This window comes from Pseudomonas sp. OTU5201 (assembly GCF_038440135.1).
Lineage (GTDB): Bacteria > Pseudomonadota > Gammaproteobacteria > Pseudomonadales > Pseudomonadaceae > Metapseudomonas > Metapseudomonas resinovorans.
In genome coordinates, this window is record NZ_JASATC010000009.1 from 31979 (window position 1) to 44523 (window position 12545).

Genomic DNA, 12545 nt, shown 5'->3' on the forward strand with positions numbered 1-12545 from the left:
TTCGCCCCGGTTCAACGGGCTTCGATGCGGAACCCCAGGCGCGGGAAATGCACGTGCACGACACCCGCGCATTCGTCCTCGCGACGCAGGATGATTTCCTCGCGGCCCACGAACATCAGCTCGCCTTCCACCGGATCGACACCGTAATCGGTGGCAGCCACCAGTACCTTCTGGCCCGCTGCGAAACCGTTGGGGTCGACGAAGTCTTCAACCGGCAGGGCCGCCGGTTCGGCGTTACGGGCGATGTCCACAGCCTCGCTCGACCGCATTTCGCCCGCAGAGCCATGGCCGAAACCCAGCACGCGACCCAACCAGGCAGCCACCTCCGGGTAGTCGTCCACCAGCGGGGCAGTCACCGGAGTGCCCTTGAGGAACCACAGGCAGTGCGCCAGGGAGAAGTCGGCGATGGACGGTTCGCCAAACAGGTAGTCGCCCTCGCTGCGGGAAAGCTGCTGATCGGCACGGGCCATGATCGCCGGCCAGTTGTGCTTGGCCTGCTCCAACGGCAGGCGCGTCATGCTGCCACCACTGAACAGTCCGGCACGGTCAGCCATGAAGGCCTTCACCGCTTCCGGCGGCAGCTTGCCGAAGCGCAGTGCCGCCGACTCTGGCTGGAACGCCAGGGACACGGCGTGCTGGAACACCACCGAATCCACCCACTGGGCGAAGCTGGCGACGATGAGCTCCTGCCCTTCCGGGAAGAACGCCGGCGTCGCCTTTTCCGCGTCCAGACGGCGTGCGATCAGCGAGGTGTCGCAGTAAACATCGGCCCCCACCTGCAGGACGGGGGTCTTGCGGTAACCGCCAGTCAACGCGATGAGGTCAGGCTTGGGCATCACCGGCGGGATCATCACCGAACGCCAGGACAGCTGCTTGAATCCCAGCATCAGGCGGGCCTTCTCAGCGAAGAGTGAAGTCGGGTAGTGGTGCAGGATCAGCTCGTGCATGACGGTCTCCGCGTCAGGTCTGTGGATAACGCAGCTTACCCGGCGCGGCCGGGGTGGCCCATGCCCTGCGCCTGATGGCACGGCATCAGCCGGCTGGATGGAGTGCTACCAGGCGCTCCTTGGCCGCCTTGCGCAACTGCTTGATGGCGCGCTCGCGACGCAGGGCTTCGCCCTTGTCGGCGCAGGCCTCGACGAACACCAGGGCCTGAGCTGGGCTGGAATGGAAGAAACGCGCGCCCTTGCCGCTCTGGTGCTGGGCGAAGCGCCGCTGCGGATCGTCGCTGATGCCGCAATAGAGGGCACCGTTCTCGGCACGCACCAGGTAGACGAACCAGGGCTTGGCAGCAGGGACGGCTTCGACGTGTTCGGGCATTGCGGGGTCCTGTTGGAAGGCCGCCGCATTAGGCAATGCCATACCACCTCAAGACAAGTCCTTCAGCGCCCCCGTACGGTAGGCAGCCAGCCCCCGCGCGGCCTGCTTGCGGATGGCGTTCTGTACCGGCGGCAACCAGCCCAGCAGCAGCCCCTTGGCCCCCAGGGCCTGCCGGGCCCAGCGCCAGAGGTCGAAGCTGTCGTGGTGCTCGATGATCTTGCCGTCGGAGAAGAGGAAGCGGGCCTGGATACGGTTCTCCACCATGCGCCCAGTCTGGCTGAACAGGTAAGTGGCCACCCAACTGGCACGACCGCTGAGGTCGTCGGCCTCGACGTCGTCGAAGGTGAGGCTGAACTGCTGGGCGCGGCTGGCGAGCATGCGCCACATATCGGCGGCCTCCTGGCCGTTCAGGTCAGTGAACACGGGATCGCTGAAGTGCACATCGGGGCTGTAGCAGGCCGCCATGGTCTCGGCGTCGAGCTGCTGAAAGGCCTGATAGAAGCGGGTGATGAGTTCGGCATTGGGATGAGCCATGAGCAACTCCGGTAGGCGGATTTGCATTGAAGTATTGACCCGGATGGGCCAGACGGCGATTGGCGGCATCGCCAACTTTGTGTCAATAATCGCCAAACCTCCCTCGTGAGCCCGCCCCATGATTCGCGTCGCCCTCTTCGTTTGCCCGCAGACTGTCTGCTCCAGCCTGGCCACTGCCGATGATGCCTTTCGCCTGGCGAACCAGTTGACCGGGGAACCCCTATTCCAGGTGCAGCGTTTCAGTCGCGACGGCCAACCTGTGGATATCGGCATGGCCGAGGTGCGGGTTGACGGTGACCTGGCCCTTGCGGAGTCGGCTGACCTGGTGCTGCTCACCGCCACCGGCCCCGCGGTGGAGAAGACTCTGGCCGCCAACCATGAACTGCTGCCCTGGCTGGCCGCGCGGCCCGATACGCAGCAACTCGCCAGCCTCTGCAGCAGCGCCTTCCTGCTGGCCGCTTCGGGACGGCTCGACGGCCGCCGCGCTACGACTCACTGGGCCCTGGCGCCGGCGTTCCGCAAACGTTATCCACAGGTGCGCCTGGAACCGGACGCTCTGCTGACCGAAGACGGAAACCTGTTCTGTTCGGGCGGCGCCCAGGCCGGACTGGACCTCTGCCTGCACCTGATCGACTGGCATGGAGGCGACTGGCTCGCACAACGTGTAGCCGGCGCCATGGTGTTCGATAGGGAACGCGGACGCCAATCACGTTTCGCCCCGTTGATGCCGACCGCCGGCAGCGACGACCCGCAGATCGGCCCCTTGCTGCTCTGGTTGCAACGCAACCTGTCCGAACCTCTTGATCTGGACGCCCTGGCGCAGCGCGCCCATTGCTCGAGCCGCACGCTGCTGCGGCGCTTCAGGGCCGCCACAGGCCTCACCCCGAATGCCTACGTGCAGCGTCTGCGTATCAGCGCTGCACAGACGGCCATGCGCAACCCGGCGCACTCTCTGGAACAGGTAGCGGCCCAGGTGGGCTACGCCGACAGGGCGACCTTCGCCAAGTTGTTCAAGCAGCTATGCGGGGAAACGCCGGGGGCCTTCAGGCGGCGGCTGCGCACGCCGCTGGACGCCTGACTTTTAGGGGGGGCTTCAGCCCACCAGAACGGCTCGATTGGCGTACCTTCGGTCCGCTTGGCGAATGAATTGGCTATGTCTGCGTTAGCTGTTGCAACGTTGAGTGAAGCTTTCTAGCGCGGGCCCTCCAGGCTTCCGCGCCAGCCGGATACAACCCTCACCCCCGCCCCCGCCCTGCGCCCCGGCCTGATCGCTTCGCGCTCATGCGTTCATCGCCACCGGAAGCAATGCTTCCGAAAGCGTGCCTCTTCACCCCAGAGGGCGAGGGGTGACTCGCGCCGGCGAGGCATGAGTCAACCGGAAGCCCACACGGGCCTGAAACCGGGCAGACGAGGTGGGGCAGCGACTGCGCCCCTTCAGGAGGCCGAGCGGAATCGTTGCGCAGGGGGACGAGCGGCATGGATGCCGCGAGAGGCGTGTGGGGCCAAGAATGGCCCCTCGCGCCGTGCCCCCGGACGCTGCTTGCAGCGAACGCACTTCAGTGCGGCCCGAAGGGCGAGCGAAGCGAGTAACAACGATGGAGGGAGGGAACCCCGGCGAAGCCGGGGCCGGATGCAGGGGCAAGCCCTTTGGTTCCTTTCTGGCGTTTGAGAAAGGGACTCGTCCGGGGGGACGAAACCAGAAACATCCCCAGAATTCGGCAAGCAGCCTGGCTCAGGACGTTCTAGAAACACTTAACGCAGACATAGCCAATGAATTCGCCCCTACAGGAATTCGCCCAGCCAGGCATGCCCTAGACCGACTCTTCCTTCAATTCCTTGAGGTGCTTGTAGACCGTGGCACGCCCCATGTTGAGGACATTGGCTACGTAGTTGGCGGCGCTCTTGCCCTTGAAGGCACCTTCGGCATGCAGGGCCAGGACCAGCTCGCGCTTGTGCTCGCGGGTCAGCAGGTTGAGGCCGAGTTGACGCTGGCGCAGCCAATTGTGCAGGAAGGTGTTGATGCGCTCCTGCCAGTCGTCGCGAAACAGCGCATCGGGCTGGGGGATGAGCTTGCTGGAGGAAAGGAACAGGTCGAGGGCCGCCTTGGCCGCCTCGAACATGGAGATGTTCAGGTTGATGCAGAGCAAGGCGACCGGCGCGCCTTGGGCGTCGCGCAGCACGGTGCTCACGGAGCGGATCTTCTGGCCGTCCCAGTTGAGCTTCTCGTAGGGGCCGATGGTCCGCTCGTCCACGTCCTCGCTGAGCATGTCCTCCAGCGCCGCATCGTCACCCACGCAGCGTTTGGAGATGTTGTTGGCGATGTAGTCGATCTTCTGCGTACGCAGGTCGTGCAACACCACCTCGGCATGCGGGAAGAACAGCGTGGCAATGGCGTCGGCGACAGCTCGGTAGTTATCCAGGACGAGATCTGGGCGGGGGGTCATGGAGCGGCTCCTGGAGCGGAAAGATCGGCGCCGGGCGGGGGGCCCGGCGCAGCGAGTGTGGCGCAAAGCGCCCGCGTCGTCACCCCAGCCGCGCGGGCGACAGCATGGCTTCGGTCAGGCCGAATTGCGTCAGGTGCTCCGGCAGTGGCTGGCGCAGGATCATGCAGGCGCTGGCCTCGCCCATGGCGGCGGAGGTCTGGATGCCGTAACCGCCCTGCCCTGCTACCCAGTAGAAGCCCGGGGTGCGCGGGTCGTAGCCGGACACCAGATCGCCATCGGGGAAGAAGGAACGCAAGCCCGCCCAGACCCGCGCGGGGCGGCGGATGGTCATGCTGGTGTGTTCCTCGATCTGGTAGATGCCGAGGGCAATATCCAGCTCTTCCGGCTGCACGTCGTGGGGGTCCACCGGGTCGGCGTTGGCCGGCGAGCCCAGCAGCATCCCGGCGTCGGGCTTGAAGTAGAAGGACTCGTCCAGGCTCACCAGGGCTGGCCACTTGTGGGCATCCACGCCTTCCGGTGGAGAGAAAATGAACGCGGCGCGGCGCTTGGGCTGCAAGCCCAGCGGTGGAACGCCGGCAAGTTGCGCGAGCTGGTCGCACCAGGCACCGGCGGCGTTGACCAGGACGGGCGCCTGGACGCTGCCCAGGGAAGTCTCTACCCGCCACTGCTCGCCTTCACGACGAACGCCGGTCACTTCACAGTTATGCCGCACCTCACCACCGTTGCGACGAATGCCGCGCAGGTAGCCCTGATGCAGGGCGTCAGTGTCGATGTCGGCAGCGCTGGGGTCGAGCATCGCGCCTTGCACCTTGTCGCGGCGTAGCACGGGTACCAAGGCGCAGGCCTGGTCCACTGTCAGCATCTGCATGTCGGGGACATTTTCCAGTGCGCTGTCGAACTGGCGCTGCAGCTCCTCGGCATCCCCGCTGAAATCCACCACCATCTCGCCGCGCGGCGTCAGCAGTGGATGTTCGCTGAAACCCGCGGGCGGTGCATCGAAGAAGGCACGACTGGCGGCCGTCAAGGCTCGCACCTGGGGCGTGCCGTAAGCGACGGTATAGAGCGCGGCGGAACGGCCGGTGGAGTGATAGCCCGCATGCTCCTCGCGCTCCAGCACCAGCACGCGACCATAGCGCGACAGCCAGAAACCGGTGGAGGCGCCGGCGATACCGGCGCCGATGATGATGTAGTCAACCTGGGTCATCGGGTTCACCTCACTGGCCTTGGCGTTGCAGACGATAGAGGGCGTTGGCCAAAGCCATGTCTTCCAGGCCCAGACCAATGGAGCGGAAGAATACCGGGCGGCGGTAGTCCGGACGCGGTGCCTTGCCACTGACCAGCTCCGGCAGGTCGCCACGGATGGCCTCGCGGCTCCAGCCGTGACGCTCGGCCGCCAGCAGCATCTCCCCGGCAGAACCCGGAGTGGTAGCGCGGTAGTCGCAATAGACCTCCATCTCGCCCAGGGCTTCCGGTGGCACTTCATGGGCACGCGGGGCGTTGGTGCTGATGGAGGTGACCAGAACCGGCTTGGCCAGGCTGCGCGGATCCAGCACCGGACCGGCGGACGAGGTGCAGAGCATCACCACGTCGGCGTCGGCCACTGCGTCTTCCAGGTTGGCACTGATTTCCACGCGCGAGTCCTGGGCGCGCCATTGCGCCTGGGTATCCGCTTCTTCCGCCAGGGACGGCGAGTAGACCGCGATGCTCTGCCAGTCGCGCAGCCCCTTCACATAGTGCAGGTGGGCGCGGGCCACGGGGCCGCTGCCGATCACCGCCAGCCGGCGTGCCTGCTCAGGCGCGAGGGATTCGACCGCTACCGCTGTGGTAGCGGCGGTGCGCGCTGTGGTCAGCTCGCCCGCATCGCAGAGCAGCAAGGGCTGGCCGCTGTCCATGGACATCAGCAGGGTCCAGGCAGTGACCAGGGCACCATCGGGCTTCTTGATGTAAGGCGAGGTCTTGACCCCGTAGACCCCGTCCTTGGCCAGCACGCCCAGGTAATTGATGAAGTCGCCGGTCGCGTTGGGGAATTCCACCAGCTGCTGCGCAGGCTGCACGGCTTCGCCAGCGGCGAGGTCGAGGAACATGTGGCGCATCGCCTGATGCACATCCACCTGCTGGAGCAGATGGCGCGCTTCAGCTTGCTGGAGAACGAGGGGCGGGGTGCTGGACATGGGGACGCTCCCGAAGAGTGGATATAAACATTTTGTCCATATTGGACTTTTAAGTTTATACCAGCAAGGGGACGACGACCCGGATGTACGAGAATGACGCGTGCGTGTAAGCAATGCAGCGCCTGGAGAGAGGACACCGCGCGGGAGCGAGATTGCACGCGGGCCAATTCGCCCCGCAGGTGCTGGTGGAGCCGCCTTTACCAGCCGACACCGAATCCGACGGTGTAGCGGGTTTCGTCGATTTCACCGTCGGCGCCGCTGACCTGGTCCTTCTCCGCCTTCATGTTGAGTGAGGCCCAGTCGGTCAGTTTGTAGCGCAGGCCCACTTCGGCATCCAGGGAATAGTCAGCGGTATTGTCCAGGGGGCGACCGATTTCACCGGTGGTGAAAAGTTCCACCGTCTTGCCAACCAGGTAGCGGTTGTAGTCCCACTTGGTACTCAGGGAATAGAAGTTCTCCTTTTCGCCATTGGAGAACTGATAGTCGCTGCGGTTGACCAGGCCGGCCAGGGAGAATGCGCCCAGTTCGTCGTCCCAGAACTGGTAACCGGGGCCGGTACCCAGGGTACGTTGGCGTTCGAGTTCTTCAATCTTGTCGCGCTTGTATTCGCCACGGCCCTGCCAGAAGAATTTCTCGGTGATGAAGCGATCAAGGGCGTACTCGGCTTCCCAGTTGTCCGTGGTCTTCACGTCGTCGGTGAACTCGCGGTTGTACTCGCCGGAGGCGTTGTGCCGCCAGCGGCCGTGGCGGGCCTTGGTGTTGAAGTCGACGTCGTAGTCGTCGGTGTCCTTCTCCGCACGCTTGTAATCCAGGGACAGATCGACGTTGCCCGTCCAGGTCAGGTCCTCGACCAGGGGCTTGGGCTTCATGATCTGCTCGATGCTGGCCAGCTCAACTTCCTTGGGCGCTTCGCCGTTGGCCAGGATGACCTTGCCTTCGTCGGCGCGCTGCAGGGACTTAGCCCGTTCGCCGTCGATGTCGCCTTGCTTGATCAGCAGCTCACGGTCGCTTTCCAGCGTGGCAATCTTCTTCCAGTCCAACGGGATAGTGCCGCCGTAGTCGGTTTCGAGGACCAACTTGCCGCCATCGAAGACGCGAATGGTGCCGGTAAGACGGTCACCGTTCTTCAACCAGACGGTGTCAGCGGAAACGGCGGAGGATGCGGCGGCAAGCGCCACGCAAAGCAGGGTTCTGGACAACATAAAGCGGCTTCTTTGCTCAGGGTCTCAAAAAAAGCCGGGCATTATCCTTATGACCGACGGCAGAGCAAGGACTGACCGACCTGCGCCCACCGAGTTCCAGAAAATCGATGGACGTGACCTGTTTTAGCCCTACCAGCCGACGCCGACACCAATGAGGTAGTGCCGGTCAGACGACGTGTCGCCCAGGCCCCTCACCTGATCCAGTTCGTAGAGCAACGACAATCTCGCCCAGTCATTGAGCCGATAGCGCAGGCCGAATTCGCTGTCGAGCACGTAATCGATCTCCTCAATATGCGGCACCTGGAGCTGGGCCTTGGAATAGAGCTCGAAGCGAGTCCCCCAGATCAGCCGCTTGAAGTCCCACTCGAAGGAATAGGCATTGAAGTCCAGATCGCCGGCGTCGCTTTCGAGCTGGAAGCGCGTGAGCTGGGCAATCAGGTCGAAGCGGCCCAGTTCGTTGTCCCAGAAGCGGTAGCCGGGGCCAACGCCATAGGCGCGCTGGCGATTGAAGAACTGGAAGTCGTCGTTGTCCTGGTCATAGCTGCCACGTACGAACCAGTGCTGGGTCAGGAAACGGTCGAGGTCGTACTCGATTTCCCAGTTGTCCTCGGTACGCTCACCGTTTTTGGTTTCCTTCTCGAACTGGCCACTCAGTACATGGCGCCAGCGGCCGTGCTCGACGCGGGTGTCGCCCTTGAGCTTCCACTCGTCCTTGCTGTCCTCGTTGCGTTCCATGTCCAGCTTGGCGTCGAGATTGCCTTCCCAGACGCGGTCCTTGAGAACGGGCCGCGGCGGCACCATCTGGCGGATGCTGGCCAAAGGCACCGTCTCGCTCGTGCCGTTATCCAACCGCACCATGCCCTTGCCCGCTGCATTCAGGCTGCGGCTATGCTGGCTGTCGAGCCCCTCACGCTTGATCAGCAGCGGTTTCTCCGAACGGAGAGTGTCGATATCCTTCCAGTCGATCAGCACCTGGCCGGCGTATTGGGTCTTCAATGCCAGTTTGCCGCCATCCAGCACGATAATTTCGCCTGTCAGGCGATCACCGTTGTTCAGCCAGACGGTGTCCGCCCAAAGGGGCGAGCCGGCCAGACACAGAATTAGAACACTCAGGCTACGGAGCAGCATGGTCGGTAAGCAGAAGAAGGAAGAGGCGCCAGAGCATGCATGGGCGGACTTGCCAACGGCAAGCGTGGACATCCGCCGCGAGGCGCTTTACCTCACCCTGGCGCAAGTGCCGGAGGGCAAGGTGGTGACCTACGGCCAGTTGGCCGAGTTGGCGGGGCTTGGCCGCGCCGCGCGCTGGGTCGGGCGAACCCTGAGCCAGCTGCCCACCGGCACCCAGTTGCCCTGGCACCGTGTCCTGGGGGCCGGCGGACGCTTCAGCCTGGCGCTTGGAACGCCATCCGGCAACGAGCAACGGGCACGTTTGCGGGCTGAAGGGGTCAGTATCCAGAACGATCGGGTGGACATGCGTCGGCACGGCTGGCATCCCATGCCACCCAAGGGTTAGAGTGCGCCCTGCCCTATTGCCCGCCTCTTTCCTGCACGCCATGAGCAACCCAATGCCCAGCCCCACGCTTTTCGGACCGCACCGCTAATGCCCCATCGTTCCTGGCGCGACGCCATCGCCGCCTATGCCTCGCCAGCCACCCTTTCGCTGTTGCTGCTGGGCTTCGCCGCCGGCCTGCCTTACATGCTGGTGTTCTCCACCCTCTCTGTCTGGCTTCGCGAGGCTGGCGTATCCCGAGAAACCATCGGCTTCGCCAGCCTGATCGGCCTGGCCTACGCCTTCAAGTGGATCTGGTCGCCGCTGCTCGACCAATGGCGCCTGCCACTGTTGGGCCGCCTCGGTCGCCGCCGTTCCTGGCTGGTGCTGTCCCAGGCGCTGGTGGGCCTGGGGCTGGTGGGCATGGCGCTGTGCGATCCGCAGACCAACCTCACCTGGCTGATCGCTTTGGCGGTGCTGGTGGCTTTCGCCTCGGCGACCCAGGACATCGCCATCGATGCCTACCGCCTGGAAATCGCCGAGGACAGCCGCCAGGCCGCGCTGGCCGCCAGCTACATGACGGGCTACCGCGTCTCCGCGCTGCTCGCCACCGCGGGTGCGCTGTACTTCGCCGAATGGTTCGGGTCCACCGCCCAGGTCTATGAATACGGCGCCTGGGCTGGCACCTACCTGCTGTTCGCCCTGCTGATGCTGCCAGGGCTGATCACCAGTCTGTGGATGCGCGAGCCGCCAGTGGACCTCCCGGCGACCAGCACCACCTCGCGCTTCAAGCTCAAGCACCAGCTCTCTTCCGTGCTGATCCTGCTGGTGATGCTGATCTCCCTGCCGGCAATGATCACCGGCTTGCTCGACCGCGCCTGGCCACGCGCAGCGCTCTATGCAATCTTCCTGATCACCTGCCTGTCACCCTGGGGCATGCGCCAGATCCTGCCGGTGCGCGAACTGCTCAGCCAGCAGCGCCGACAGCTGCTGGTGGCGGCACGGGGCAAGGTGATGCCCAATTTCGACTTCGTGCACCAGGCGGTGTCGATCATCGTGCTGATCGTGATCCTGGTGACCATCGCCGCCGCAGTGAAGGCCTTCTCCTCCGGCGCCTGGCCGCGCGGCACGCTGTTCCTGCTGATCACCCTGGCCTGCTTCTCCGCCGCCGGCCGTCTGCTGATGGCGCCGGTGCTCACGCCGATCAGTGAGTTCGTCCAGCGCTACCGCTGGCAAGCACTGCTCCTACTCGGCTTGATCGCCACTTACAGGATGTCGGATACCGTCATGGGCGTGATGGCCAACGTCTTCTACATCGACCAGGGCTTCACCAAAGAGCAGATCGCCAGCGTCAGCAAGCTGTTCGGCCTTGTGATGACCCTGCTGGGCGCAGGCGCCGGCGGCCTGCTCATCGTGCGTTTCGGCATCCTGCCGATCCTCTTCATCGGCGGCATAAGCTCGGCGGCCACCAATCTGATGTTCGTAGCCCTGAGCGATATGGGCGCGCACCTGAACATGCTGATCCTGACCATCTCCTGCGACAACTTCAGCGCAGGGCTGGCCACCTCGGCTTTCGTCGCCTACCTCTCAAGCCTGACCAACCTGAAGTTCTCGGCCACCCAGTACGCACTGCTCAGCTCCATCATGCTGCTGTTGCCGCGCCTGATCGGCGGCTACTCGGGGGTGATGGTGGAGAGCGTCGGCTACCACAACTTCTTCCTGCTCACGGCCCTGCTGGGTATACCCACCCTGGTACTGATCGCGATCCAATGGGGCCGCAACCGCCAGCAGCCGAAGGAAAACGGCTCGTCCAATGCCTCCGCGACGCCCGGTTCCCCCGAGCAGCCCTGATTTGCGCGAGCCATGAAAAAGGCCGGCAAGTTTGCCGGCCTTTTTCATGGGCGAGTCCGGCTCATGCGCTTTGCACGAGCTTCACGACCCGCTGGGGGAACGGAATGCTGATACCCGCTTCGTCCATCTTCTCCTTGGCACGCTCGATGAAATCAAAATTCACGGCCCAGTAGTCCTCCGTCGCAACCCAGACCCGCAAAGAGACGTTGATGGCGCTTTCGCCCAGCCCGGTAACGAACACCACCGGCTCTGGGTGCCTGAGGACGCGAGAATCACGAGCGATATCCAGCAGCACCTGGCGCGCACGCTTGATGTCGCAGTCGTAGTCAATGCCGATGTTGATATCCACCCGGCGGGTCTTTTCTCGCGAAAAGTTGGTGATGTTGCCGTTGGACAGGCTGCCGTTGGGCACGATCACCACTTTGTTGTCGCCGGTTTTCAACGTGGTGTGGAAGATCTGGATGCTGTCCACGGTCCCGGCCACGCCTTGCCCTTCGATCCAGTCACCGACTTTGAACGGGCGGAACAGCAGGATCAGCACGCCGCCCGCGAAGTTCGCCAGACTGCCCTGCAGGGCCAGGCCAATGGCAAGGCCCGCGGCACCGATGGCGGCGACGAAGGATGTGGTCGAAATACCGATCATCGAGGCCACGCTGACCAGCAGTAGCACCTTCAGGATGATGTTGGCCAGGCTGCCGATGAATCCTTGCAAGGTGCGATCGACCCGGCGGTTCTGCATCATGTTGCCAACCTTGCCAGTCAGCAGGTTGACCAGCCACCAGCCCAGCAACAAGGTGATGAGGGCCAGGGTCAGCTTGCCGCTGTACTCCAGCACTATGGGTAACCAGGCTTCGGATACTTTGACCAACTGGTCCACGTTCATCTCCACGGGCATTCTCCTGCGCTGTTTCAGTAATGCAAAACCAGGCCGCCATGGACAAGCCATGGCAGCGAAGGTTCAAACGACTCTGGTTTGCGACGCAGATCGGTCGCGAAGATTCCGATCAGTCGCGGAAGTTGTTGAATTGCAGGGGCATGCCGAATTCCTTGGCGCGCAGGGCTGCGATGGCTTCCTGGAGGTCATCGCGCTTCTTGCCGGTTACGCGCACCTGTTCGCCCTGGATGGCGGCCTGGACCTTGAGTTTGCTTTCCTTGATGTGCGCAACGATCTTTTTCGCCAACTCCTTGTCGATACCTTCGCGCAGCACGGCTTCCTGCTTCACGACCTTGCCGGAGGCGTAGGAGTCCTTCACCTCCAGGCACTGGACGTCGATCTTGCGCTTGACCAGGGCCAGCTTGAGGATTTCCAGCATCTGCTCCAGTTGGAAATCGGCATCGGCCGTCAGGGTGACGGTCAGTTCCTTGAACTCGAAACTACCCTTGCCGCGCAGGTCGTAGCGGCGATCGAGTTCCTTGATGGCGTTGTCGACGGCGTTGGTGACTTCGTGTTTGTCCAGTTCGGACACCACGTCGAACGAGGGCATGGGATTCCTCCAGATAGACGGCGCGATCTGCATCACGGATATGAAAGCGC

General features: G+C 63.8%; 13 protein-coding genes. 3 read left to right on the forward strand and 10 right to left on the reverse strand.

Annotated elements, in window-relative coordinates; all coding sequences use genetic code 11:
• Positions 1-11 precede the first annotated feature (11 nt).
• From AAHM40_RS07700 to AAHM40_RS07710, 3 genes are all read right to left on the reverse strand, one after another.
• The gene (locus AAHM40_RS07700; RefSeq protein WP_342244122.1) at positions 12-947 is read right to left on the reverse strand and encodes a glutathione S-transferase family protein; all 936 of its coding nucleotides are present in this window, start codon (positions 945-947) and stop codon (positions 12-14) included.
• Between the two features lie 85 nt (positions 948-1032).
• Complete coding sequence (locus AAHM40_RS07705; protein ID WP_342244123.1) at positions 1033-1320, reverse strand: GIY-YIG nuclease family protein; 288 nt, start codon at positions 1318-1320, stop codon at positions 1033-1035.
• Between the two features lie 48 nt (positions 1321-1368).
• Entirely contained in the window at positions 1369-1854 is a 486-nt protein-coding gene (locus AAHM40_RS07710; protein WP_342244124.1) for a nuclear transport factor 2 family protein, read from the reverse strand.
• 118 nt (positions 1855-1972) lie between these two features.
• Here AAHM40_RS07710 and AAHM40_RS07715 point away from each other — a divergent pair, with 118 nt between their 5' ends.
• Entirely contained in the window at positions 1973-2932 is a 960-nt protein-coding gene (locus AAHM40_RS07715) for a GlxA family transcriptional regulator (protein ID WP_342244125.1), read from the forward strand.
• Between the two features lie 733 nt (positions 2933-3665).
• Here AAHM40_RS07715 and AAHM40_RS07720 read toward each other — a convergent pair.
• The 5 genes from AAHM40_RS07720 to AAHM40_RS07740 all read right to left on the reverse strand — a co-directional run bounded on the left by AAHM40_RS07720 (position 3666) and on the right by AAHM40_RS07740 (position 8799).
• Positions 3666-4298, reverse strand: a complete 633-nt coding sequence (locus tag AAHM40_RS07720) for a helix-turn-helix transcriptional regulator (protein WP_342244126.1) — start codon at positions 4296-4298, stop codon at positions 3666-3668.
• A gap of 79 nt (positions 4299-4377) precedes the next feature.
• Positions 4378-5502 (reverse strand): NAD(P)/FAD-dependent oxidoreductase, encoded by a 1125-nt coding sequence (locus AAHM40_RS07725; protein WP_342244127.1) that lies wholly within the window; start codon positions 5500-5502, stop codon positions 4378-4380.
• Positions 5503-5512: 10 nt separating this feature from the next.
• Complete coding sequence (locus AAHM40_RS07730; protein ID WP_342244128.1) at positions 5513-6469, reverse strand: ornithine cyclodeaminase family protein; 957 nt, start codon at positions 6467-6469, stop codon at positions 5513-5515.
• Between the two features lie 197 nt (positions 6470-6666).
• On the reverse strand, positions 6667-7671 hold the full coding sequence (locus tag AAHM40_RS07735) for a DUF481 domain-containing protein (RefSeq protein WP_342244129.1): 1005 nt from the start codon (positions 7669-7671) through the stop codon (positions 6667-6669).
• A 129-nt stretch (positions 7672-7800) separates the two neighbouring features.
• Complete coding sequence (locus AAHM40_RS07740) at positions 7801-8799, reverse strand: DUF481 domain-containing protein (RefSeq protein ID WP_342244130.1); 999 nt, start codon at positions 8797-8799, stop codon at positions 7801-7803.
• Between AAHM40_RS07740 and AAHM40_RS07745 the strand changes: the two genes are divergently transcribed.
• Both AAHM40_RS07745 and AAHM40_RS07750 read left to right on the forward strand, forming a co-directional pair.
• Positions 8798-9184: an MGMT family protein gene (locus tag AAHM40_RS07745; protein ID WP_342244131.1), complete on the forward strand. Its 387-nt coding sequence runs from the start codon at positions 8798-8800 to the stop codon at positions 9182-9184. The two genes, AAHM40_RS07740 and AAHM40_RS07745, sit on opposite strands and share 2 nt — an antisense overlap.
• A gap of 87 nt (positions 9185-9271) precedes the next feature.
• Positions 9272-11011: an AmpG family muropeptide MFS transporter gene (locus AAHM40_RS07750; protein ID WP_342244132.1), complete on the forward strand. Its 1740-nt coding sequence runs from the start codon at positions 9272-9274 to the stop codon at positions 11009-11011.
• 61 nt (positions 11012-11072) lie between these two features.
• Here the strand turns inward: AAHM40_RS07750 and AAHM40_RS07755 are convergent, their stop codons facing one another.
• Complete coding sequence (locus tag AAHM40_RS07755; protein WP_028628431.1) at positions 11073-11900, reverse strand: mechanosensitive ion channel family protein; 828 nt, start codon at positions 11898-11900, stop codon at positions 11073-11075.
• Between the two features lie 115 nt (positions 11901-12015).
• Positions 12016-12495, reverse strand: coding sequence for a YajQ family cyclic di-GMP-binding protein (locus AAHM40_RS07760; protein ID WP_028628432.1), 480 nt, complete (start codon positions 12493-12495; stop codon positions 12016-12018).
• Between the last annotated feature and the right edge of the window lie 50 nt (positions 12496-12545).